Below are 25034 nucleotides of genomic sequence, written 5' to 3' on the forward strand. Positions count from 1 at the left end.
GTCGAAACACCTGATATCGGACAAATAAGTGCGAATTTGCAAATATTTTCGAGGAAATCGCTTGTTTAAAGCTCAAAATCCAAAATTAAGTGCATTATCGCATTTATTTGCTCTAAAACAGAATAAATTGGCGAATTAGATGCGTATTCGCACTTAAATTGGTGGCCGGGCTAATTGTGGCGATTAGACTTTGATGCTCCTAACTGAGAAAACGACAATCGACAGGGGGTAGGGTAAGCGCTTAACCTTATTTTCTACTTTAGTATAGTTTAGAATGTCCGGTTTGGCAATCCTGAAATTAGAGTCAGCCCTATACATTAAGTTTTCTGGCAACTCCACTGTTCCATTCTTAAGTTCATGTTATTTATGGACAAGTGGATACGGCTTTGCCGTCCTTTTATAAGGACGGTATCGTTTCAGCGAGAAATAGAAGGATAAGTTATCGTGTGAAACATATAAATTCTTATATTTGTACAAAAAGACCTTTCGCCAACCGCAAAGCGGGGGAAAGGTCTTCATTATAAGATAGGTTTCTTACTCCGGGCGGCAGATCCCATTTCCGCTTAATGCGGGGCCGGACCCGTGGAATGGCGAACAACCAGTTCCGGCATCAGCATGATCTTGCGCTTGGGACTATCCGGATTGTCGATGGATTCGTTCAACAGAATCATGGCTTGCTCTGTCATCTCGGGCAAGGGCTGGGCAATGCTGGTCAAGGCGGGGTGACAAATTTCAGCCAGCATCGTATTGTCAAAGCCCACTACGGACAGATCGCGGGGAATGGACAAACCTGCGCTGCGCGCCTCCTTCAATACCCCGATCGCCAACAGATCGTTGCAGGCGAATATCGCTGTCGGCCGGTGTTCCTCTGCCTGGTCCAGCATCGCCGCAGCCGCTTTGCGGCCGTTCTCCAGCGTTGCCGAAGTATGCGTGATATTGGCTGGATTGTCAAAGGGGATATCCGCCGCCTTAAGCGCATCCAGGAAGCCTTCAGCGCGCAGCTTGCTCCCCGGCAAATTGTCGGAGATGATGCCGAGCCTGCGATGTCCCAGGGACAGCAAATATTCCGTCGCCTGATACCCTCCCTTATAGTCATCCACCGTGACACTGTTGCTCTCAATCATACGGATATCGGCCGAGAATAGCACCAGCGGCACCTGATCGGCCAGCAAACGGCGGATCAGGTCCGGATTTCCGATATGAGAAGCAATGATTAGGCCATCTACCCGTTTGCGCAAGAGCAGCGAGATGTACCTGGCCGCCTTCTCATCGCTGCGATCCGTACTGCACACGATTAAGTCGCTCCCCTGTTCCTGGGCATAATCCTCGATGCCGCGGGCCGCTTCCGCGAAAAAGGGATTTGCGATATCGGGAATCATCAGCCCGATGGTTCCCGTGCGGCGGCTCGTCAGCGCAGAGGCCACCAGACTTGGCTGGTAATTCAGCTCCTCCATGATCCGGCCCACCTTCTCCCGCGTCTTGTCACTGATCCTCCCGCTCTTGTTCAACACCTTGGACACCGTAGCGATGGAGACTCCAGCTTCCCGTGCCACATCATATATCGTAGGTTTCATCGTTAGTTAGCCCGCCTTTACGTTCAATCAATCTTATACCTCGATTATAGGGAACTCGGCAGACGGTGTCTAATTGGCGGTGACGGCGGCTTGTACGCTCCGGCTGATGATTTGACTAAGATAACTACGCACAAGAGGGCCTCCGCCATGCGGAAGCCCCTTTTTGTGCCTGCCTGTTATCGAATGATTACCGTTCGTGCGGCTTGTGCGGCTTCGTCCCGAACAGCCACTCATGATCCGGATCGTTGTGAAAAACCCAGGTACGGACCGGACCCGCCATCACGTTAAGATAATAAGAATCATAGCCCGGTGGCGCGGATACCGGGTGATAGCCTTCCGGAACCAGCACGATGCTGCGGTCGGGCACGGCCATCGTCTCGTCGAGGCTGCGGTCGTCATTGTACACCCGCTGCACCACAAAGCCATGGGCGGGATTTACCCGGTGGTAGTACGTTTCTTCCAGATACGACTCTAGAGGCAGATTATCCCGGTCATGCTTGTGCGGAGGGTAGCTGGACCAGTTGCCACCGCCCGTTCGCACCTCCACGACCAGCAGGCTCTCAGCTTCACTCTGCTCGGGAAGGATGTTAACCACCCGGCGCGACATACTGCCAAAGCCGCGGTCCTCGGCCACAACATCGGACGGAGCGATCAGCCGGGGCGCATATTTGCCCGTACCCGGTGCAAGACAGACGGCCAGCTCCAGTTCCGTCAAGGCCGCAACTTCGTATTGCCCTCCTGCCGGGACATACACCGCATACGGCGGCACATCTTCAAATACAGACATGCGCTCTCCAATGCCTGTAAATTCCTGACCGTCCACCCTTACGTCCGCCTTGCCCGCCAGCAGCACCAGGCAGATTTCGTTCCCTTCCGCACTGCGGTTCAGGGTATCCCCAGCCTGCAGCTGATACACTTCAAAACCCACGTACTTCCATCCCGCGCTCTCCTTGCTCACTGCCGCCACCAGCCCATCCTTGCCGGGTGGCCCTCCCTTTATGATTAAATCGGTCATTCTCCTCGGCTCCTCCTTCATCAGGGTATGTGGACGCTTACAAAGCCTGCATTGCCGAAATCCCTTCTCCGGCGCAAAAAGACAGCTTGACTGGAAGCCCGCTACGGTGAGACTCCTTCGCGGCTTCGGCAATCCGTTCCGCCTGCTGCCCGTCCAGACCGCTGCAAATGACCGGCTCCTGCAGGCGAATCGCCTGGGCAAACGCGGCTATCTCATCCGAGAAAGCCTGGTTATACCGCTCCAGGAAGAAATGCTGTGGCTGATCACGCGTGACCGAAGCCGCGGTTGAAACTTCCACCGTGGTCGGACGGCAGTTGTCGGCGGTGGCTGAACCGTGGGAACCAAACACCTCCACCCGCTGATCATAGCCATAGACGGCCTTCCGGCTGTTATCAATCACACAGATGGCGCCGCTGGCGAAGGTTAGCGTAATGACGGCCGTATCTACATCTCCGCAGCGCCCGAACATCGGGTCAACCAGATTGGCACCCCGGGTGTACACTTCGGTCACTTCCTCACCCATCAGGTAACGGGCCATATCAAAATCGTGAATTGTCATATCCATAAACATTCCGCCGGAAGAACGCACGTAAGCTTCGCCGGGAGGCTGCGGATCACGCGATGTGATCTTAACGATATGCGGACTGCCCAGCTCTCCCGATTCAACCAGCTGCTTGAGCCTGCGGAAGCTCGGGTCCATCCGGCGGTTGAAGCCGACCTGAAGCATTACGCCCTCTTCCTCCACACACTGCAGCGCCCGGCTTGTCTGCGCCGACGACAGGCTGATCGGCTTCTCGCAGAAAATATTCTTGTGGGCACGGGCAGCCTGCTCAATCCAATAGGCATGAGTATCCGTCGGGGTGCAGATGAACACCGCTTCGATCTCAGGGTCATTCAGAATGTCTTCCCCACTCACAAATACGGAGCCCAAGTTCCGGCTCTCCGCCCAGTCCAGCAATTCCTCGCCTACCACAGCCTCTGCAATTGATTTCAACTTAAACAACGGCATTACACGCAGATTATCCGCATGCAGGCGGCCGATTCTGCCCGCGCCGATAATGCCTACTACGATTGGATTTACCATGTTCGCTTATCCTCCTTCGAGGTAAGCGCTTAACCATCCCGTGAATAGTATACTCCAAGCACCATTGAAGCTACAAGCAAATATTTCGCCGCTTCTTTTATCGCCGGATTAAACTGCCGGATACGGCACTCAACTGTAATACAATGCTTCTCCAAGCGCAACTAAAGCCATCGCCTGGCCATAGGCCATAGGGGCAATAATGATCTGCTTATAATCTGCTTTTGCCGCACCTATCGGTGTACCGCCGGATACGCCAAGCACTGTGCCCTCACTGTCAATTCTGCCCAGCACAGCCTGGATCGCTCTCAGGGCCTGCTGTGCATACGCCTCCGGCAGCAGTCCCCTGCGGGCACCGTGCAGAATGCCGGCCGCTATGGCTGCCGACCCAGACGTCTCCGTATAACTGGCCGGGTCATCCAGCAGCGTATGCCACAGCCCATCCTCACTCTGGCAGGCCAATAAGGCCTCTGCCTGCGAATGCAGGATCTGCTGAAGATAGGTGAAGACTCCGCTGTCCAGATACGGGCGCATCAGCTCCAGATACTCCGGCAGGCCGAGCGTAAACCAACCATTGCCGCGGCACCAGAAGGCTTCACTGAAATTGTGCCGGCCGCCAAAATGCCAGCCGTGGAAGAACAGTCCCGTCTTTTTGTCATACAGATATTTGATATGCAGCAGCAGTTGGTGCAGCGACGCTTGCCGCCATTCAGAATTATCGTACTTCACTCCCATTTTTGCCGTGAACAGAATGGCCATAAACAGTGTATCAATCCATATTTCATTGTCATTGAGCGTAATTTCACTCTTGCTCGCTCCTGATGTGACATGCTGATAGCCAAGCTCCTTTGTCCGCGGCAGACCATGCATCAGCCATTGCATCCATTCAAGGCTTAATTCCTCCGCTCCCTCCAGTTCCATCAGCGACAGCAGCGGTGCAGTCGTATTGATGTTCCGGCTCGGCAGCCCCTTCTCCAATTGCTTGCCCATCCACGGCTTGGCATAATCTTGATAACGGCCGTCCCCGAAATGCTGCTCAAGCTTTTGGAGCCCGTATAGCCCCACTCCCTGCGGCCAGTCCCATTCTTCCATTCCGAAATCACGAGCGAAATATCCCCGCCGTCCCGCATCATCTCCTAATTTCTGCAGCTCGGCTTCGTTGTCCGGCCGCTCCAGCTTCAGCAGCTTATCCGTCACGCGGTTCAGCTTCCCGATGATTTCGGCCTTGTTAACCCGGCTGTTATCCATCTGTGGCTCCACTCCTTCTCCCGCCATTTTTTGGTCCTCCCTCATTTGTGCGCTTTCCCTATATTTATTCTGAAAGTCCTGATCTCGTAGGGCTTAATCTGGAATGCCAAATCATCCACCCGCCATGCCTCCTGCGGCTCCTCCATCAAATTGCACTCCTGCCAGGATGCAATGGGGTAGGCACTCTCCACACGCACCCGCGTCCGTGAACCGGCGTATTCATGCAGGCGCAGTACCACATGGCTGCCATCTTCCGAGCGCTTTATGGCATCGACCAGTACATGTCCGCCTTGGATAGAGAATAGCGGCTCCCCATCCATTTCTCCAGGCACGGTACGCAGGGGATTATTAAGCTCCCAGGCCTCCTGGACAACCCCGCCCTCCACAAAATCTCCTGTATGCGGATAAAGCGCATAAGTGAAGGTATGCCTGCCCTGATCCTGCTCCGGATCGGGGTGAGTAGCCGATTTCAGCAGCGTCAGCCGCAGCACGCTGTCTTTGATGTCATAACCGTATTTGCAGTCGTTGAGCAGAGCCACGCCATATCCTTTCTCACTGACATCGGCCCATTGGTGGGCCACCGTTTCGAAACGGGCATAATCCCAGCTCGTGTTCCAGTGCGTGGGCCGTTTGACATTGCCGAACTGAATATCGTAGGTAGCTTCCACGGCATGGATATCGACCGGAAACGCAGCTTTGAGCAATTGATTATGCCCATGCCAGTCGATGACGGTCCGGAAGTCAATTCTGGCCGTATCGCGATAGAAAATGATTTGCTGGGTAATCGTGGAGAGATGATAGGTCCAGACCATGCGCAGGACAGCGCGCAGCGGTCCATTCTCTACCAGGGCACATTCGACAAGCTGCGAGATTTCCGTCATTTTCTCCTGGTAGAATATATCAATGTCCCAGGCTTCAAAATCCAGCGGCTTGTCCTCGAATACTTGAAGCACATTGCCGCGCATTCCGGGTGCCAGAAGCTCACGGCCGTTCCGGCGGTCGCGCATCGAGGTGAAATGGCCCTGATCGTTCCAGGCCACCTCAACCAGCGGTGTCGTCAGGCTGTTGCCGGCGACATCCGCAAGCCGCACTTCTCCCTCCCAAGAAGGAGCGTTGTCCTGCTGTCCCCGTACATATTGCAGGACTGCCGTACCCATTGCAGGCACGGCGGGAACATACACCAGCCTTCCGCCGTCTGCCGTCCGCTGCTGTTCCAGGAGCTGCCCGGCGGCATCATGGATGATAGCTGTATCCGCAACTTCTCCCGGCAATTCAAGATAACGCGGACGATCCCAGACCGAGCTGTTCAGCAGCGTGAGGCGGCCTTGCCCGCTGTTACTGCGTCCGGCTTCGCTCGCTCCGTTAATTAAAGCCAGCGACCGTGCCTCTCCTTCCGCATATTCAAGGTCGCTGTCCTCGTAAACCTCTTTAATCGACGAGCCGGGAATAATATCGTGGAACTGGTTGCGCAGCAGGATTTCCCAAATGCCCCGCAACTCTTCCGCCGGATAACTGGTTTCCAGATCGCCGCGTCTCACACCGGCCAGTGTGTGCAGCCATTCCGCATCCCGCAGCAGCAATTCCAGACGCCGGTTGTATTTTTTATTGCGGGCTTGAGAGGTGTATGTCCCCCGGTGGCATTCGAAGTATAGTTCGCCGTTCCATGTATGCACATACTCTTTAGTATCCCCGATACGTTCATGCAGTCCGGCAAAATACTCTCCGGCGCTGCCCATATTAATCTTGGGCATCCCGGGAAGCTTATCAAACCGCCGCCCAAGCTCCAGCATCTCCCGTGTTGGCCCACCGCCTCCGTCGCCCCAGCCATAAGCAAACAGCAAATGATCATTGATTGCCTTGTCCTGATACGAATTCCAGATTCCCCGCAGGAGAGCGGCTGTCATCCGGCCGTTATACGTATAGGCATCTCCATTCTTCTCCGAGGTTGTGATGAAATGCGTCAACACTTCAGAACCATCAAGACCCCGCCACCAGAAGGTGTCATGCGGCATCCGGTTGAACTGGTTCCAGCTGATTTTGGTTGTCATGAAAGTATCTATGCCTGACTTGCGCAAAATCTGCGGCAGCGCCCAGCTGTACCCAAACACATCCGGCAGCCACAAATATTTGCTCTCGATGCCGAACTGTTCACGGAAATAGCGTTTGCCCGCCAATATCTGGCGGACCAATGACTCGCCGGACGGGATATTGCAATCTGCCTCCAGCCACATTGCCCCCTCCGCTTCCCATCGGCCTTCCTTGATTTTATCGGAGATGCGTCTAAACAGATCGGGATAATCACGCTCCAGATAATCGTACAATTGCGGCTGTGTTTGGAGGAACTGATATTCCGGAAATTCCTCCATCAGCCGCAGCACGGTAGAGAATGAACGTGCCGTCTTCTCCCGGGTATGCTTTAGCCGCCACAGCCAGGCGACATCAATATGGCTATGGCCAACGGCTGTAATCGTCATATCAAATGTTTTGGGCATGGCATCAACCGCTTGATTCAAGCTGGCACCTGCTCGGTACAGCGAGATCGCGTGCGCCTCCGAGCCAGGCTCCGACCAGTCAATTTCACGGAACGCGTCGTTCAGCGCTTTGCCCAGCCACTGCTTCTCCGGCTGGTCGCTGCCCAGATAGCGATAGGTGTCCAGCGCCGCCTGCGACATATAGAACAGATCATCAATCGTTTCATCCAGATAACCAATCATCGCCTCGCTCAACCGGTGCTCTTGAACAACGGGCGGCCCCCCGCCCTCCAGACCTGACCACAGCCGAAAGACAAGTTCCACGGTTTGACCACTTAATTCCTTGCCAAAGATAACCTCCCTATGGTTGGTATCAACGCCTTGATAAGGCTCCCCGTTCACAAACAGCAGCGATTCAAACCCGGAGTTGTTGAAGGCCCCCGACTTGCCGAAGTCAAATCTTCCGGCGATCTTGAAGCCCGCTTGACTCAGGGGCAGCACCGTCACGGCACGCAGCCAGACATAACGGTCACGCCCGGACCAGCATTCGTGCAGCTTGATCTTGTCATGGAATGAGATTACATCCGGATATACACCATTCGCCCCGTCCTCGTCCTCCGCCAGCTCCAATTCCTTCAGTTCCAGTACCTGGCGATACCTGTACTTTCCAATTTCGGCCTGACGCCGAACCAGCTTCTCTTCTGTCAAGAACATCACATTTCACCCCTTGCATCCGTTTACATGAAGCCACTATAGCAATCTCCTCCCTCAAAAACTACTTTATAATTGCTGTAATGACCCACTTATATTGCATATCTTGCTTTTTTGTCCGTATAATAAGTGCATATTAGAGAATGTGGCGGTGAAAGATATGCTTGAAAGCGAATTGTTGTATGAGCAAGGGTATAGCGTACACATCAACACTCCAGCTGATTCCCTTTTCTATTATTTCGATTATGATCAGCGGTCCCACAATATCAATATGGAGTTTCAGCATTTTCATGACTTTTATGAGATTCATATTCTGTTGGATTCCAGAGCAACCCATATCATCGAAGGGAATGTGTATGCCCTACAGCAATATGACATCGTTCTGCTTCGTCCGTACCGGCTGCATAAGACACAATATCCGTTAGGTCCTCCGCATAAGCGGCTGATCATAAACTTTGCCATGCCCAAAAATATACCCGGATTAGAAACCGCTTACAAAAGTATGCTTCTCCCTTTTGGGGAAGAAGTACCGATCTACCGTTTAACGAGCGAACCGCGCAGAACCGTGTTTGATCCCCTTAACACTATCTTCACCTTATCGCATGGCGTATCTCCGCTGAATCCTGTGCTGATTCACAGCCTGTTCCAACAGTTTCTGTGTGCCTTGTTCCAGCAGCGGGACCGCAACAGTTATGTTCTGGATGAGATCGGAAGTGCCATTATGCAAAAAATATACTCGATTACCGCATACGTCCACAGCCATTACAACGGCGAGTTGTCGCTTGATTCCATATCCAGAGAATTCTATATCAGCCCCTATTATTTATCACACCAGTTCAAGTCGATCACCGGCTTTACGCTAACCGAGTACATCCAGATGACCAGAGTCCGCAATGCCCAACAACTGTTGATCTACACCCGGCATAAGATTTCCGTTATAGCTGAGCAGTGCGGATTCAACAGCTTCTCTCAGTTCAATCGTGTATTTAATAAGCTAAGCGGTATGTCTCCATCTGAGTTCCGCAAGCAGCAGCTCTCCTCCAATACAGCTTCAACCGGCCTGTCCTATTAATCAGCATAAACCCAAAAAGTAGCAACGCTTCGCTTGACAAGAGATAAAATAATAATTAATATCTAATTAGAATCATTATTAATAACGAATAACTATTTTTCCTGAAAAGCCATTTTCTCATCTTTTAAAACCACACTTAGGAGGAAATTTAATATGTCACTCATTGGAACAGAAGTAAAACCGTTCAAAGCATCCGCTTATCACAAGGGTCAATTTATCACAGTTACGGAAGAGAATCTAAAAGGACAATGGAGTGTCGTTTGCTTTTATCCAGCAGACTTTACATTTGTATGCCCCACCGAGCTTGAGGATCTACAAAACCAATACGAAGCTCTAAAACAACTTGGAGTTGAAGTGTATTCCGTTTCTACAGATACTCATTTCACACATAAAGCATGGCACGATAGTTCAGAAGCTATTGGTACAATCACCTATCCTATGATCGGAGACCCTTCCCATACAATCTCCCGCAACTTTGATGTGCTGGTCGAATCCGAGGGTCATGCTGACCGCGGTACTTTTATTATCGATCCAGACGGTATTATTCAAACGGTTGAAATTAACGCAGACGGAATCGGTCGTGATGCAAGTACTCTTGTCAACAAAATCAAAGCAGGACAATATGTTCGAAACAATCCCGGTGAAGTTTGCCCGGCTAAATGGCAAGAAGGTTCTGCAACACTTAAACCAAGCCTTGATCTTGTAGGAAAAATCTAAGGAGTTGGATAAATATGATACTAGATGCAGATATAAAGGTACAACTGAATCAATACCTTCAACTTATGGAAGGAAATGTGCTGCTCAAGGTTAGTGTAGGAACCGATGATGTATCTAATGAAGTCCTAGCTCTAGTGGATGAATTAGCCGCTATGTCCTCTAGCATTACTGTTGAGAAAACAAGCCTACCAAGAACACCAAGTTTTAGTGTGAATCGTATCGGCGAAGATACTGGGATAACTTTTGCTGGTGTCCCTTTGGGACACGAATTCACTTCATTAGTGCTAGCTCTACTGCAGGTAAGTGGAAGAGCTCCAAAAGTTGAGCAAAACGTAATCGATCAGATTCGAAACATTAAAGGCGAGTATCATTTTGAAACTTACATCAGTCTCAGTTGCCACAATTGTCCCGATGTAGTTCAAGCCCTAAACTTGATGAGTGTTCTCAATTCCGGGATTACCCATACTATGATTGACGGCGCAGCATTCAAAGAAGAAGTAGAACGTAAAGACATCATGGCCGTGCCTTCTGTTTACCTGAATGGTGAATTCTTAAGCAGTGGTCGCATGACACTTGAAGAAATTCTCGCCAAGATCAGTGATGCTCCGGATGCATCAGAGCTTACTAATAAAGAACCCTATGACGTGCTCGTTGTTGGAGGCGGCCCAGCTGGCGCAAGTGCATCGATCTATGCGGCGCGTAAAGGCATTCGTACAGGCATTGTTGCTGAACGTTTTGGGGGCCAGGTCATGGACACTATGGGCATTGAGAACTTTATCAGTGTGAAGCATACGGAAGGTCCCAAGCTTGTAGCCAGTCTGGAAGAGCATGTCAAAGAGTATGGCATTGATGTGATGAATTTACAGCGTGCCAAACGTTTAGAGAAGAAGGAATTTATCGAAATCGAGCTTGAAAATGGTGCCGTGCTGAAGAGCAAAACCGTCATCCTATCAACAGGTGCCCGTTGGCGCAATGTGGGTGTACCTGGCGAAGCAGAGTTTAAGAATAAAGGTGTTGCATACTGTCCTCATTGTGACGGTCCATTGTTTGCAGGAAAACACGTAGCCGTTATTGGCGGCGGTAATTCCGGCATTGAAGCAGCGATTGATCTCGCAGGCATTGTGAAGCATGTAACGGTGCTTGAATTTATGCCGGAGCTGAAAGCTGATGCTGTGCTACAAAAACGTCTTTACAGTCTACCTAATGTAACGGTAATAAAGAACGTTCAAACCAAAGAAATTACAGGCACCGACAAGGTAAACGGTATTAGCTACGTTGAACGTGATACAGAAGCAGTGCAACATATTGAGTTGCAGGGTGTGTTTGTCCAGATCGGTCTTGTGCCCAATACGGATTGGTTAGGCGATGTCATTGAACGTACTCGCTTCGGTGAGATCGTTGTAGATGGCCATGGCGCTACGAATATACCAGGAGTATTTGCCGCAGGCGACTGTACCAATAGTGCCTATAAACAGATCATTATTTCCATGGGCTCGGGTGCGACCGCTGCTCTAGGGGCATTCGATTATCTCATCCGCAATTGATGAATGAAACACATTAGAACCGAACCAATCCTTCGGTTAAGCGGCCCAGCTGCAGAAGATGATGACGGTAGTGCATTTCAACAAGCAGAAACCATTCCTCCGCACATAGTCCGCCGAATCGCGGATGGGACACTGTATTTTGTTTGGACGCTTTGTCAAGGGTAGGTTCAATCTCCTGCATTCTCTGAATGACAGTGTGTAACCCTTGGATTAGCTGCTCTTTGCTTTCCGGCTGCTCCGGCGTATATTGGGGGGAAGGCGGAACCTGAATACGAATGGGCGGGAAACTTCCTTCCGCAAATATAGCTGCACCAGCCTCGGTTTTTCCCGCTGGAGATACCAGGGCATCTTGGCTTGGCATCAGGCATTGATCAGCATTACGAAGCTGCATATACAGCGCCGAGTTAATGAGATGTTGAACCATCTGTCCGATGGACCACTCGTTCTCACTTGGCTGCTGCTTCAGCTGCTCCATATTGAAATGATTCAGCTCATGAATATAATGTGTCGCAGTTTCCTCAAAACGTTGTAATACTTCTTTTGTTGTAATCATCATGTATTAGCTCCTTTAGTCATCTTTTGAGCTAAGTATATAAAAACGCTACTGACACCATTATGTCAGTAGCGTTTTAACATGTTCTCCAGTTCGTCTCTAACCCGGTTCCGGAAGGATTCCGGCTCCAGCACAACCACTCCGCTTCCCCAGCTGAGCACCCAGTGCAGCAATTCTTCAGGCTGCCGAACGCGAAAGGTCACCAGCAACCCTTCCGCACCATCCTCTATGGATTCTGTATAGAAGTTGTTGGACTCCCTTACCTTATCGGCAATCTCAGACTGGACCCGAACGCGCACACGGATGTTGCGATCGTCTGGCGGCTTGTATGCCTCCAGATGAAAATCTGCGGGCAGCTTAAATCCAGCTTCCAGCTCGATTAGCTCCGTCATCCGGGACAACCGGAAATGACGGATGTCTTGACGCAACTCACACCATGCGATGAGTACCCAGGCCTCATGAAGCAGCACAAGCCCATAAGGAGCAACCGTACGAACACTTTGACGGTTCCCATCGGCTTCAGCGATTCTTTTGGAATAGCGGAAGCTTATTTTCTTTTCCTCCAATAACGCTCGGCGAATCACTTCCAAGTATGCCTTCTCTTGTATTCGTGCTACATCTTCAGGGGATGTACGCAACCGAAAGCTCTTGCGAATCCGGGAGGCCTCGCTGCGGATTGGTTCCGGCAGGATGGCTTCAATCTTCCCTCTAGAAGTACGAGACTTACTGCCATAGTGGGCATCAAACCACTGCTCGATGAAATCTGTCCCGATGAGCAACGTCACCGCTTCTTCCACCGTGAAACTAACCGGCGGCAGGAAATACCCCTCCATTAGGGAGTATCCCTGCCCTGGCGCCCCGATCACGGATACGCCTGCTTCACTCAAAGCCTGAATATCCCTATAGATGGTTCTCACGCTGGTTTCAAATGTAGCGGCCAAATCCTCGGCCCGTAACACTTTGTTACGCTGCAGCTCAAGCACTATGGCTAACAACCGATCCGTTTTGTTCATGCGGCTGCACCCTTTCATCAGAAACATGTGCCTGATTGGAGTTTTCAGGGCACTCTAATAAATTTTATTGTCTTCTTAAATCAAACGGATGTAATGAAGAAAGCGAGAGTTTACTAAGTGTGCGACAATTTCACAATGGCTAGAGTCTTCAAAATCTGCTCTACTTATGCTTCCATAATTGTTTAGGAACCCCTCGCAAATTCTATTCTTGGTTAAATTCAGTATAGAAACTAACATAACCTTTTACTCCTAATTTCTTCATTTTATAATTCACCCCTGTCTTTCCCCATAGTAGCAACCATCGAAACCACGTCAATGAATGCCTGTACAGCTGGCGAACTCCGTTGTTTTGATTTTACAACCATTCCAATAGGTAGTAGTTGGGGCGGATCAAGTGATAGAATTGTCGTTCCTTCCAGACTATTAGAGAGCATCATACGTGGTAGTAGAGTTATACCTAGCCCTTCTTGCACCATAGCGAATATTGTTGCACTGTCCTGAACCCTAAACCTAACATGCGGAGTGATTTTCTCTTTTTCAGGACCAGATTGATTAATAATATCAAATGAACACTCATCTTTAGATAAAATAAAATGTTCCGCCCCTAGCTCACTTAGAGCAATAGATCCCCTTTCCTTTAAATGATGTCCAGAAGGAACCAGTACACAAAGCTCATCTGTTAATATCAATGTGCTATTTTTTCCAACAGACGGATGAAGTAAAAATCCAGCATCAATTATATTCTGGTTTAGCCAATCTTCTATTTCCAATATGGTACCTTCAAAAAGCACCACTTCTACGTTTGGATATCTCTCTTGAAAAACTGTTATTATACGAGCTAGCATGCCTGCATGTATGAAAGGAATATAACCAATACGTAGTTTTCCTGTTATTTCTCCTTGTTCTGCTTTTGCTTCTTGTACGATAGCTTCAGCATAAGACACAATAGAACGTGCATACTCCAAAATCCTCTTCCCCACAGGGGTGAAAGTAATAATTCCCTTACGATTACGCTCTATCAAAGTAATATTTAACTCATTTTCAAAAGCCGTTAGTGCATGACTCACAGCAGATTGAGTTAAATTCATTTGCACTGCTGCTTCTGTAAAACTGCCTAGTTTCGCAAGAGCTACAAGGCACTGAAGTTGAGTTAAAGTCATATGAATTCTCCTCATATTAATATGAAAAACATGATTTGAACTCATAATGATGTTAATCTATAATTTTGTCAAGAAGAGTATTACAAATATAAATTAACGAGGAGAAATGTTTATGTTTAGTTGGCAGGCACATTCATTAGGAAAAGCTGAAGAGGTTGTGAAAAAAATAGAAATCCCCTTACCGGAGCCCCAAGAAAACGAAGCTAGAATAAAAGTTCTGGCTACAGTACTAGGTCTCCCCGATAAAATGATGCTAGAAGGAACTTATTTAATTACCAAAACACTACCCATTTCATTTGGTCAAGAGATAGTAGGTATTGTAGACAAAGCAGGCCTTGGATATCCATTTAAAGAAGGGGATCGTGTAATGGGAATTACAGGTTACCATGTTGGCTTGGGAGGATTGGCAGAATATTGCCTAAGCCCAGGTGACAGCACTATATTGGCACCATCAACGCTTTCAAATGAAGAAGCTGCTAGTTTCTTAGGCTCATTCCATGTTGCATATGTTGGTCTTGTTCACCGTGCAGCGATAAAACCTGGGGAAACGTTACTTGTATTAGGCGGGGCAGGCCGAACTGGTTCAGCAGCCATTCAATTAGGCAAAGCACTTGGAGCAACCGTCATTGCCACAGCGAGGGCTAAAGAACAAGAGGAGTTTTGCCGCGATCAAGGAGCTGACTATATCTTTAATCCAGCAGAGCAAGGATTTGATGAAACCATTGCCAGGTTTACTGAGGGTCAGGGCGTCAATGTAATTTATGATACGGTTGGTGGTGACGTTTATACTAACGCTGTAAATAGTATTACTTTAGGAGGGCGAGTTGTACTAATTGGGTTTGCGAGCGGAACTTGGGGACGCCCTGATCCATTGCATATCCTATCTAAAGGCTATTCTGTTACCGGCGCACTCCACTTAGTTCGCTCAGAAGAAGAACGTACTGAGAGTATCAAGGTTTTAAATAACATGCTAGAAACAGGAAAGATACATCTTCCCCCCACCTCTGTTTATGGATTTGATAATGCTCCGGAGGCCCTCGGCTCTCTTCGTGAACGACAATTAGAATTAGTTGTTGTAAGAGGAACCTAACTGATGTCATCACATATATAGTATTAGCACCTTATTCAAAAGCTCTAAGGACGTAAATACGTAGAATAAGGATCATCAAGAACATCAGGACTTTGACGTCCTGCGCCGCGCCGGAGCACTTCCAACGGCACTCCTAGATCAAGTCGAGGACTACTTCAACCAACTAAAGGTCGAACTGGACGACGAAACGGAGTGTGATTTTCGTTTAGAGAAGCACGGCTACATCGTCGTTTTCGAAGCGGGAGACAACGACCGCGACCACGGCAACATCGGGCTGAGCCGCGAAGACGGCGGACTGCTTGTTCCCGAGCATCAAAGTCTGATCGCCACATAAGTACAATCCACCGAATTAGTTGCGAATCTGCATCTAATTAGAAGATTTTTTCTGTTTTAGAGCAAATAAGTGCGAAAACGCATCTAATTTCGGATTCTGAGCCTTAAACAATCGTTTTACTCGAAAATAGTTGCAGATTCGCACTTATTTGCCCAATAACAGGAATTCCAGCTGAAATTAAATGCACTTTTGCATCTAATTTCTCTGAAATCTCTAGTGTAGCATTCTACATCCTTAGAGGGACCTAAGTAGTAACCAGCTATGCAACTATTTTGGGAGAAGGGATATGAAGCTACTCATTAAGTGATTTAACTTCCAAAATGGGAATTCAACGCCCCAGTATATACAAATACACGAAGTCCCGTGCTTCTCTTATCCGAACCAGACATATTTCAAGAAACCATAGAACGAGTATAGAATCAGGTGAGCTCAAGATCGGGGAAAATGCAAAGGCTGTATCACAGGCGCTGCTCGTATCGTTAATTGGACTAACCGTAATATTGAAGTCTCGTCCAGAGCGATCATTTGTCGATAATTCGATAGAAGTAATACTTACACTGCTGAAGTAATTCGGAATAAATTGAAAAACGAGCCCTAGAAGTGATTCTAGAGGCTCGTTACTTATGGTACGGTTCACCGCCCTGTAAGTGGTAAAGCAGATCCCATCGATGTTTGATAAAGTTCCAGCTTAAGAAACTGTCTAAAGGGTTAAGTTTTGGGTGTCAGCCAAATCGTTAACTAAATTCTTCATCCACTTACGGGAATAAATACGTGCATAGCCGAAGCCGAAGCGGACAACCTCCTCAAGAGATATGACAAGATACACAAGGAAGACAGGCTGCTTCCAGATGTACGACAGCAGCAGCCCGGAGGGTACACCTACAATCCACGTTGCAGTCGATTCCATGGCGAATACGAACTTGCTATCTCCCCCGCTGTTCAGAATGCCGCCGGCCATAATCATATTGGATACTTTGGCCCAGAGAAATGCAGCGAACACGATAATGATATAAGTGCCCATTTGTTTGGCATCCTCGGAGATGTTAAACGCAGAGACATACAGCCTTGAGCCTGCCGCAATGACAACCCCGACGATCAGGGAGATAACGATGCCAAGACGAATAAATCGTTTGGCGTGATCGAGTGCGACATCGATTTCGTTCGCGCCTAAACGGTTGCCGACCATGACCCCGGCTGCACTGGCCAGGCCGGACAATAAGCCGATGCACAGCCCTTGCAGCGGGAATGTAATTGTCATCGCCGTCATCTCCATCGTTCCCATCCGGCTATAGATAATTGCATATGCTGTTTCACCCAATACCCAGATCAATTCGGTCAACAGAATCGGATAGGTCGTTCCAAAAAACTTGCGAATGAGCGGTTTAGGAATAATGAACAAGTTCTTCAACCCGACAGCTCCTGGCAAGCGATACCGGTATACGGCACCAATGATCAGCAAGCATTCGAAAACCCTCGAAATAAGCGTAGCAATGGCTGAGCCCTTCAGACCAAGTTCAGGTGCGCCGAGATTACCGAAAATAAGCAGGTAGTTCAGTATAATGTTCAGAACGACTGTAATTAAACTTACATACATCGGCCATTTGGCATGCCCGGTACTACGCAGAATTGCCGAATACATCATCGTAAGCATGACAGGTACAAAGCCAAGCGACATAATTTGCAGGAAAATATACCCGTTTTGTGTCACATTCACGTCTGTGGTGAATAGGCTCAAGAAGAGCTGCGAATCCATGAAGACCGCTCCGGAGAACAGGAACGAGAACACAAAGCCGATGATGAGTCCGAGGCCCAGCACCTGTGATATGCTTTTGGCATCTTTGTTCCCCCAAAACTGTGCGGCATAAATCGATACACCAGTCGATAAGCCGGCCAATACGACCGCGATGATCCCATAAATCTTCGTCGACATCCCAACTGAGGCGATGGCCACATCCCCAAGTTGTCCGACCATCAATTGATCGGTCAAGTTGAGCAGTGCCATGAGCAAGCTTTGAAGCGTAACCGGCACAGCGATTTTATACACACTTTTGTAGAATTTATCCTTGTCTGACATGGTTTTTTCACAACTCCTATATTATTGATTTCATCTGCCTTGGATCTGATGTCATATCACTTTTTTATAGCGCATAAGCGTGTAATTATCTTTAGGCTGAATTTCTACAACCTTGAACTTTTTCGTAAAGCACAATTCCTGATAACCCTCTCCATCCACTAAAGTAATGTTTGAGGAGCCTCCTATGATGATCGGGAGCTGCATCAGAATAATTTCATCGACGATGTCCTGATTAAAAATATGCCAGTTCAAAAAGCCGCCGCCTTCGACCATCAGGTCAGTAATGCCGTAGTTTTCCTCCAACTGACGCTCAAGCTCTACGAAGTCGACTTTATCGTCGCCGCAGATGAGGCAATCCTTCCCTCTGTCCCGGATCTGCTGGATTTTGGCCTCATCTCTCCCCCGCTCGGTCGTGACGATAATCGTCTTCCCTTGATCAGATAGCACATGGCTATCCAGCGGAATGTCCAAAGTCCTCGTCGGAATGATGCGGATTGGATTTTTATTGTCTTCATATCGATTAGTTAGAAACGGATTGTCAGTCAGGATCGTATTTTTACCGACCATAATGCCCTGTACATCCCCTCGGAAGAGATGGATGTATTCCATATCCTGACTGGAAAACAAGGTGAAAAGCTCCTTGCTCGAATTACCCGCCCCCAAAGTTAACTTTCCATCAATAGATATTTGACTGAATATTGTTGTTTTCATATAGTTTCTCTCCTTCACATATTAGCTTCACAATGCGTTTAGGGACTCGTGGATGGTCTGATCTATTTTTTCCAGCGCTTGTTCAGCATTGCTGGAGTCCAGCTCAATCAGACCGGTATGCATCGACTCCCATACATGGATCATAAAAGGATGGGTCGGCATCGGACGCGTATTGCCCAAAAGTGATAGAATGTTTTGTTTGTTAGGTGTAGTAGAGGCGGCCAGCCGATTCAGCACCTCTTCATGAGCCGGAATACGCTGCACTTTGACCGCCCACATGGATTGGCATTCGTCGCTCAGCATAAAGCGCGTGAACGACAAGATATGCTCCCGCTCCCCGGACGTTAACGAATGATTCGGGTAAATCAAGCCGATCGAAGAAGACATGGACAACGATTGCCGGCCTTCAATGACTGGAAGCTGGCAAACGGCAAGCTTATCCTTCATATGCTTATCCAGATGGTTATATATCCACTCGCCGCTTATAATGGCACCCACTTTGCCGCCAATGAACTGCTCTAGCAGTCCTGTTGAGCCGTCGAGACTAGCCAGCACGCCTTGATCCATCTTCTCGCGGATGAATTGCAGCGCCTGCTTCATTTCAGGGGTAACGATATTCGGCTGTCCTGCCTCTACAGGCCAACCACCGAAAGCCGAGAGGAACGGAATAAACCAATAGCCTTCCTTCAGATCTGCCCCGATGGGCACGATGTCTTGAGCGGTCAGCTTCTCCGCTGCCTCTTCGAACACATCCCATGACGTCGGCGCACTGGCGTAAATCTCTTTATTGTAATACACAACCAGATGGTTACCTCGCAATACCGGTACACCATACTGAACACCATTCATTTGCATCGTTGAAAGGGCAGCTTCGGTCAACACATCAGCAAACAGCCCGTCTGGCACTTCGGAGTAAAGACCCTTCTCCACGTAGGAGGACATGTCGGCAGGAACCATCGCCAGATGCGGGCCTTGACCGGTTTCCTTGACTCGACTCAGGCCAGCAATCAACGCTGTAATGTTCATCACCTGCGGAGTAACCTGTATGCCGAAGCGCTCCGTATAAAGCCTACAAATTTCCTCCAGCACTTCAATCGAGGTATCTCCCGGTCCGTCAAACTCGTGCCATAACACGATTTCTTTTTTGTTTCTTTTCATCGTAGGCTCTCTCCCTTAAATTGCTTGTCTATTATTGTCTACGAGCACTAAAGCTTGATTAGGCGCAAGCAGCAAGTTGTCAAACGTCTGACCTGCACTGCTGGTCGTTAAGGAACTGTCAAGCATCACAGTCAATGGTACGTGGCCAGGTACGGCAGCCTTCAAATCGACTTGGACGGAAGCATCAGCGCTCAAGTTAAAGCAGCACAACAGCATTTGATCTCCATGCATATACCCATAAAGCACGGTACCATCCGGTGATTGAGCCACGAAGAAGTTGTCGGGCTTGACCAGCTCAAGCCAGTCTTTTTTAAAGTTGCTTAGCTCAGCCAGCAGCGGCAGCATCGGCGCAGGATTCGTCCAATTAATCTGCATGACGTTAAAAAAGGCGCGCAAGATGTCGGCTCCGTTCGTATTGTCTCCCAGACCGCAGTTCAAGGGTTGCTCCTCGTTCATTTCATAGCCGGTAGTCACGTACGGAATCGCGTTCGGAAGAAATTGATTAAATACCGCGATCATACGGGCAACCTCGACACCGCCGCGGCTCGTGATGCGCGGAGTATCTGCCGTTTCCGCACAGGCAAACACATGAATGTTTAATTCAGGCAGCTCCTCTAAGAATGCAATCAGATTGTCCTTCGTAATTTGTGTCATGACGTTCCACCCGCTGCCAAGCATGATGTTGTAGCCAGTGTTGGCCGCTTTCTTGTGATTACGGTTAAACAAGTCCTCGCTGATCAATATGGCATTCGGGTTAATCTCTTTAATCGTGTCAAAAATGCGGGTCAGCAGCGGAGTCGGAAGTACATGTCCGATGTCGATGCGGAAGCCGTCAATACCGTACGTTTCGAGACTAAACCGTACTGCCTGCTCCAGAACCTCCCACAGCTCGAGGTTCGGTTCTTCCCCCGGGTAGTCATTACATTTGATCGTATCGAAAAGGACATATGGCGCCTGATCGGGATTGATAAGATGTCTCACTTGCGGAGAGAAATCCTTGTAGAGGCGCAAGAATGTAATATCTGTCCAAATCGGTTGAACATCGTTAATCCAGTCCGAGTGCGCCGGCGATGTCGTTATGCCCATCTCTTGCTCCACCAAAGTTAATATTTCTTCCCCAGTCTTAGCTGCGCGCTGCTTCAACTGCTCCCAGAGTACCGGGTTCAGCTCGTTTGGCGGCTGTGAGAACTTCCGAAGGAACGCTGCGGTCTCCTGACTGCGATAGACGGACTCCAACTTGTCAGGTGTGCACTCCTCAAAAAAACCAAGCTCCGGAATCGGAGGCGGTGCAAAACCTTCCAGCGCATCATTGTTGATCCAATACACCCAATCCGGGTGCTCGGCGATAAACTCGCTGTTTCTCGCCGTAACGCGCGGAATGAAATCGACAACGGTCTTAATATCAAGTAAATGGCAGGCTTCTACCAGAGCGCTAAGCTCATCGTGAATCGTGAAGTTCTCCATGCCGTCCAGCAGGCTATCGTGCAGGTTCTGGTCCAGGTGGAATAACGATTGCACAGCGTAAGGCGATCCGATGTCTCCCTTCAGGTTCAACTTGCTATATTGGTTAACCGGAAGCATGTACAAAATATTGACGCCTATTTTTTTGAGCAGCGGCAGAAGAATACAGAACCGCAAAAAAGTACCGGATTCGATTGTTCCATCATGATTGTAATCCCAAGCTGTCGAGTAACGAACGAGCGAGGAATAGATTGCACTGTCGTCTAAATTTGTCCGTTCCTTGAGCAGATATCTCCAAGAAAGCTTGGACAAATACTGCAGATGCTCCGTCATAAAATCATAGGGGTGTACGTAAATTTCACCCTCTTTCTCTGCGAGAAAGCGATCATACTGACACTCGTTCCAAATTGCGGGTATCCAAATGGGCTCAACGTCTTTATCTTTGTATGCAGATAAGTAATCCTGAACTAATCCTAATTTGCTTTTTTGGCTCATCAGCAGGTCTCACCTCTTACTTTTTGTAGTTGTGCTTTACGGAATAAAAACTGTCTTTACAGTTTCACACTTTACCGCCTTCATAGAGCTTAATTCATAGCCGAGCAGTTCGTTAATCGCCGCTTCGTATTGCTCCAACTTTACTTTTCTGGTCACTAGATGCTTCAAATCAGGTGTCTCAGCGGCAAATCGCAAAGCCTCCTCAAACATATAGCGGTATTCTCCTGCCGCAATAATTTTGATCGCATGTTGTACGAATTTGGTAGGAGAAAACGTATACCGGTATTGGGCGTTAATTCCGAAAGGGACGATCCGACCTCCACGTTCAATCCATTTCTCTGCAATCTCGAGCTGAGTACCAACCGTGTCGATAATCAGATCAAACTTACGGCCCGAGCAGATTTCATTTACGTTAGTTTCGTTTAGTTCGGAAGGCGTCAGAGCGTAGTCTGAAGTCTTTTTTGCAAAGGCGAGCCGATATGGATTAATCTCCGTCGCAACTGTGAGTGCCGCTTTTGATTTGCTGACCATTTGTGACAAAATACCCATCGGACCCGACCCGAGAATAAGTACCTTATCCTCTGCCGAAACATTTGCCTCCTTAAAATTGTGCAGCACGCAGGCCAGCGGCTCGACCAAAACCCCCGCCTCCCAGCTCATATGATCAGGAAGACGGTGTGCAAACGTTTGTACAGTGGAGTAAAAAAAAGTAAATGTGCCATTTTGATTCAAACCTGCAATGGGCATCCCGTTTCCGTCTCTACCCATACACAGATGAGGCTGTTGCCTCAGGCAGTAGTAACAGTCGCCGCAGCTTTTATTGGGATCAATAACTACGCGGTCTCCCACCTTCAAGCGGTCGACATTGCTGCCGATTTCAACGACAGTGCCTACAGCCTCATGACCGCGAATAATACCTGGAACGCCCTCCTCTTTACCGGTAACCACCGCCAGATCCGTTCCGCAAACACCTGTCATCTCAATCCGGATCTTCACTTCATCCGGTGCTGCAATCTGCGGCTCCTTACATTCGCATAACTCCAGCTTGTGATTGGATGTCCATACTAGTGCTTCCATACAAGTACTCCCTTTCAAGTTTTTGATAGGATCAAACAAACTGTACTTAATATTCGTCCAGAATATAACACATCAACTATGTCGAAGTAAGGTGAATTTTGTCAATATGTGCTATACCCTTACATTTTTAGTAAAAATATTGATGGTAACGCTATCATTTAGCGGCGTTCCGGAATCATTTTCCTTTGCCAAGCGAGAATAGGAATTCGTTCACACGGCCCTGGGAACACAAAAAAACCAAGACCTTAATCCTGCTCCTACAAGGATTAAGGCTTTGGTTTCACACGGCGTTACACTCGATGTTTATTATTGATGATCCTAGCAGAGCTTCATGCGTCCTCTTCCGTTATATGGAGTGCCTTGTTCTTCTCATTAAATCTGGCATTATGCGAGGAGACATACGCCATCTTTGACGCTGCAGGGTCCATATACAGCTTCGCACCATTGACAGCCAATGCCGCATCAGTGAACGCTCCGGCAATTAGGTGCAGCTTACTTGAGTAGTTAGCTGTATCTCCCGCTACAAATATCCCAGGTATATTCGTCGCCATTCTTTCATCCACCGGAATATCCCATTTCCCCATCTCCAATCCCCAATCGACGATTGGGCCAAAGTCACCGAGCAAACCATGATTGATGATTACTATATCCACTTCCAACCGTTTCGTTTCCTCCGTTAAACGACCCTCAGCATCCACTCGTGCAATCGTAACAGCTTCGATAGCATTGCCGCTGCCATGTAATTGCGCTATAGCATATGGCGTGTGAATATTCATGGATGATTCCATCATATATTTCACATTTTTCTCATGTCCGCCGAAGCGCTCGCGGCGATGTACCACCGTAACACTGGCTGCAATCGATTCCAATTCCATAGCCCAGTCAACGGCTGTATCTCCACCACCGGAAAGCAATACATGTTTGCCGCGATAGCCTTCCAATTCAGTCACCGTATAGTGTAGATTCGTCACTTCATAACGATCTGCTCCTTCCAGCTCCAATTTGGCGTGTTTCATCACCCCATATCCCAAGGCAAGAATGAGCGTACGCGTGTGATGGCTTTCCCCGGTATTCGACGTCACAATCATAGTCCCGTCTTCAAGCCGTTTGAGCCCGGTAACCTGCTGACTCAGTACAATCGTCGGCTCGAATGTCTGGGCTTGTTCGATCAACTGCTGAATTAGCTTTTCACAGCGAATCGGTGTCACTCCTCCTACATCCCAAATCATCTTCTCCGGATAGATCAACATCCTGCCGCCCAGTTCATCCTTCGCCTCAATGAGCTTCGTCTTCATATCCCGCATCCCGCTATAGAATGCAGCATACAATCCAGCTGGCCCACCTCCAACAATGGTTACATCATACAACTCCAACTCAACTGCCATACGGTTTCCCCCCTCTATTTCAGACCGTCCGCTTTCAGAATACGAACAGCTTCATCCAACGTTACATTAATAGAAATAGGATCATAGGTGAACCACTTGTCGGCTGGAATTTTGTACACTTTATTATTCTTGACTGCTGGCAGGTTCGTCCAGACGGATAATTTTTGCAATTCATCAAAGTACTTGTCACCATCTTCATCCGTCACTACAACAAATATACGATCAGCCGCATATTTTGAGATCACTTCCAAAGAGACATCCTCCGTACTAGTGAAGTTCGGGTCCTTGTCCATAGCTTCTTTAATAAGCGGTGACGGCGTCAACTGCAAACTGTTATATAGGGAATGGCCAATATCGCGCCCCCCATACACTCTAATAGATTTACCAAAGAACCTAATGATTGAGAAGGTCTCACCCTCAGATACATAACCCTTGATTGCCTCTCTGGCTTCGACAACTTTTGCTTCTGATTCAGCGATAAATTTCTCAGCTTCTTGTTCTTTATTGAAAAGTGTCGCAAAGGTACGCAGCTTAGTTGTAACATCTTCAGCTACCCATGGAATGATAATCGTAGGGGCGATCTTGGAAAAATCCGCATATTCGATACCATCAAAATCAGTTGCAATGATTAAATCAGGCTCCAAAGCAGCAATAGCCTCCAGATTAGGCGGGAAATCACCGATATCCACCACGCCTTCCGTATATGAGGCCAGATTAGGATTCTTATCTCCCAGCTGGCGGATTACAGTACCGATCGGCTTGATGCCAAGCGCTGCTAATTCGCCAACATAATAAGTTGCCACGATTCGCTTTGGATTAACTGGGATGGTCACGTCCCCATTCACTGTCTTCACAGTTCGATTTTTTGGCTCCTCCGCTGCATTCTCCTTCGCTTCTACGGCTGACGCCTCTGTTCCTTTGATATTATCTGTATTCTTCTGACCACAAGAAGTTAATGCCATAATAACCATCAATAGCATGCCAACGATAACCATTTTTCTAGTACGCATCTCTGTATTCCCTCCAATTATGTAATGAAACTGATAATCATTATCAATTGTAATGTGGAATAAGAAAAGCTGCTACATCC

19 protein-coding genes and 1 pseudogene are annotated in these 25034 nt (G+C 48.5%); 5 read left to right on the forward strand and 15 right to left on the reverse strand.

Annotation, left to right across the window (positions count from 1 at the left end; genetic code table 11):
* Nucleotides 1-563: 563 nt before the first annotated feature.
* From B9T62_RS31030 to B9T62_RS31050, 5 genes are all read right to left on the reverse strand, one after another.
* Complete coding sequence (locus B9T62_RS31030) at nucleotides 564-1574, reverse strand: LacI family DNA-binding transcriptional regulator (protein ID WP_087918795.1); 1011 nt, start codon at nucleotides 1572-1574, stop codon at nucleotides 564-566.
* A gap of 187 nt (nucleotides 1575-1761) precedes the next feature.
* Nucleotides 1762-2589 carry a 5-deoxy-glucuronate isomerase gene (gene iolB / locus B9T62_RS31035; RefSeq protein ID WP_087918796.1) on the reverse strand — a complete coding sequence of 276 codons (828 nt, stop codon included), beginning with the start codon at nucleotides 2587-2589 and terminating at the stop codon, nucleotides 1762-1764.
* Between the two features lie 37 nt (nucleotides 2590-2626).
* Complete coding sequence (iolG, locus tag B9T62_RS31040; protein ID WP_087918797.1) at nucleotides 2627-3673, reverse strand: inositol 2-dehydrogenase; 1047 nt, start codon at nucleotides 3671-3673, stop codon at nucleotides 2627-2629.
* Nucleotides 3674-3802: 129 nt separating this feature from the next.
* Entirely contained in the window at nucleotides 3803-4945 is a 1143-nt protein-coding gene (locus B9T62_RS31045; RefSeq protein ID WP_245864168.1) for a glycoside hydrolase family 88/105 protein, read from the reverse strand.
* 14 nt (nucleotides 4946-4959) lie between these two features.
* On the reverse strand, nucleotides 4960-8103 hold the full coding sequence (locus B9T62_RS31050; protein WP_087918798.1) for an alpha-mannosidase: 3144 nt from the start codon (nucleotides 8101-8103) through the stop codon (nucleotides 4960-4962).
* Between the two features lie 157 nt (nucleotides 8104-8260).
* Between B9T62_RS31050 and B9T62_RS31055 the strand changes: the two genes are divergently transcribed.
* From B9T62_RS31055 to ahpF, 3 genes are all read left to right on the forward strand, one after another.
* Nucleotides 8261-9172 carry a helix-turn-helix transcriptional regulator gene (locus B9T62_RS31055; RefSeq protein ID WP_087918799.1) on the forward strand — a complete coding sequence of 304 codons (912 nt, stop codon included), beginning with the start codon at nucleotides 8261-8263 and terminating at the stop codon, nucleotides 9170-9172.
* A 153-nt stretch (nucleotides 9173-9325) separates the two neighbouring features.
* A complete protein-coding gene (gene ahpC, locus B9T62_RS31060) occupies nucleotides 9326-9889 on the forward strand; it encodes an alkyl hydroperoxide reductase subunit C (RefSeq protein ID WP_087918800.1) in 564 nt (187 codons plus the stop codon).
* Nucleotides 9890-9903: 14 nt separating this feature from the next.
* Nucleotides 9904-11433: an alkyl hydroperoxide reductase subunit F gene (gene ahpF, locus B9T62_RS31065; RefSeq protein WP_087918801.1), complete on the forward strand. Its 1530-nt coding sequence runs from the start codon at nucleotides 9904-9906 to the stop codon at nucleotides 11431-11433.
* A gap of 13 nt (nucleotides 11434-11446) precedes the next feature.
* Here the strand turns inward: ahpF and B9T62_RS31070 are convergent, their stop codons facing one another.
* From B9T62_RS31070 to B9T62_RS31080, 3 genes are all read right to left on the reverse strand, one after another.
* Nucleotides 11447-11983, reverse strand: a complete 537-nt coding sequence (locus B9T62_RS31070; RefSeq protein WP_087920492.1) for a DinB family protein — start codon at nucleotides 11981-11983, stop codon at nucleotides 11447-11449.
* A 68-nt stretch (nucleotides 11984-12051) separates the two neighbouring features.
* Entirely contained in the window at nucleotides 12052-12999 is a 948-nt protein-coding gene (locus tag B9T62_RS31075) for a helix-turn-helix transcriptional regulator (RefSeq protein ID WP_087918802.1), read from the reverse strand.
* Between the two features lie 263 nt (nucleotides 13000-13262).
* A complete protein-coding gene (locus tag B9T62_RS31080) occupies nucleotides 13263-14159 on the reverse strand; it encodes a LysR family transcriptional regulator (RefSeq protein ID WP_169834457.1) in 897 nt (298 codons plus the stop codon).
* Between the two features lie 112 nt (nucleotides 14160-14271).
* Here B9T62_RS31080 and B9T62_RS31085 point away from each other — a divergent pair, with 112 nt between their 5' ends.
* Together B9T62_RS31085 and B9T62_RS31090 are read left to right on the forward strand one after the other, a co-directional pair.
* On the forward strand, nucleotides 14272-15249 hold the full coding sequence (locus tag B9T62_RS31085) for an NADPH:quinone oxidoreductase family protein (protein ID WP_169834458.1): 978 nt from the start codon (nucleotides 14272-14274) through the stop codon (nucleotides 15247-15249).
* 595 nt (nucleotides 15250-15844) lie between these two features.
* Nucleotides 15845-16152 (forward strand): annotated as a pseudogene (locus B9T62_RS31090) (TetR/AcrR family transcriptional regulator).
* Between the two features lie 131 nt (nucleotides 16153-16283).
* Here B9T62_RS31090 and B9T62_RS31095 read toward each other — a convergent pair.
* The 7 genes from B9T62_RS31095 to B9T62_RS31125 all read right to left on the reverse strand — a co-directional run bounded on the left by B9T62_RS31095 (nucleotide 16284) and on the right by B9T62_RS31125 (nucleotide 24954).
* Nucleotides 16284-17657 carry an MATE family efflux transporter gene (locus B9T62_RS31095; protein WP_087918805.1) on the reverse strand — a complete coding sequence of 458 codons (1374 nt, stop codon included), beginning with the start codon at nucleotides 17655-17657 and terminating at the stop codon, nucleotides 16284-16286.
* Nucleotides 17658-17708: 51 nt separating this feature from the next.
* Nucleotides 17709-18368 (reverse strand): RibD family protein, encoded by a 660-nt coding sequence (locus tag B9T62_RS31100; RefSeq protein ID WP_087918806.1) that lies wholly within the window; start codon nucleotides 18366-18368, stop codon nucleotides 17709-17711.
* 27 nt (nucleotides 18369-18395) lie between these two features.
* Nucleotides 18396-19526, reverse strand: coding sequence for a sugar ABC transporter substrate-binding protein (locus B9T62_RS31105; protein ID WP_087918807.1), 1131 nt, complete (start codon nucleotides 19524-19526; stop codon nucleotides 18396-18398).
* Between the two features lie 15 nt (nucleotides 19527-19541).
* Nucleotides 19542-21482 carry an alpha-amylase family protein gene (locus tag B9T62_RS31110; protein WP_087918808.1) on the reverse strand — a complete coding sequence of 647 codons (1941 nt, stop codon included), beginning with the start codon at nucleotides 21480-21482 and terminating at the stop codon, nucleotides 19542-19544.
* 36 nt (nucleotides 21483-21518) lie between these two features.
* The gene (locus tag B9T62_RS31115; protein ID WP_087918809.1) at nucleotides 21519-22559 is read right to left on the reverse strand and encodes a zinc-dependent alcohol dehydrogenase; all 1041 of its coding nucleotides are present in this window, start codon (nucleotides 22557-22559) and stop codon (nucleotides 21519-21521) included.
* Between the two features lie 329 nt (nucleotides 22560-22888).
* Nucleotides 22889-23944 carry an NAD(P)/FAD-dependent oxidoreductase gene (locus B9T62_RS31120; protein WP_087918810.1) on the reverse strand — a complete coding sequence of 352 codons (1056 nt, stop codon included), beginning with the start codon at nucleotides 23942-23944 and terminating at the stop codon, nucleotides 22889-22891.
* A 14-nt stretch (nucleotides 23945-23958) separates the two neighbouring features.
* Entirely contained in the window at nucleotides 23959-24954 is a 996-nt protein-coding gene (locus B9T62_RS31125) for an ABC transporter substrate-binding protein (RefSeq protein ID WP_087918811.1), read from the reverse strand.
* Nucleotides 24955-25034 lie beyond the last annotated feature (80 nt).

It is taken from the genome of Paenibacillus donghaensis (assembly GCF_002192415.1).
In the GTDB taxonomy this organism is placed as follows: Bacteria; Bacillota; Bacilli; order Paenibacillales; family Paenibacillaceae; genus Paenibacillus_AQ; species Paenibacillus_AQ donghaensis.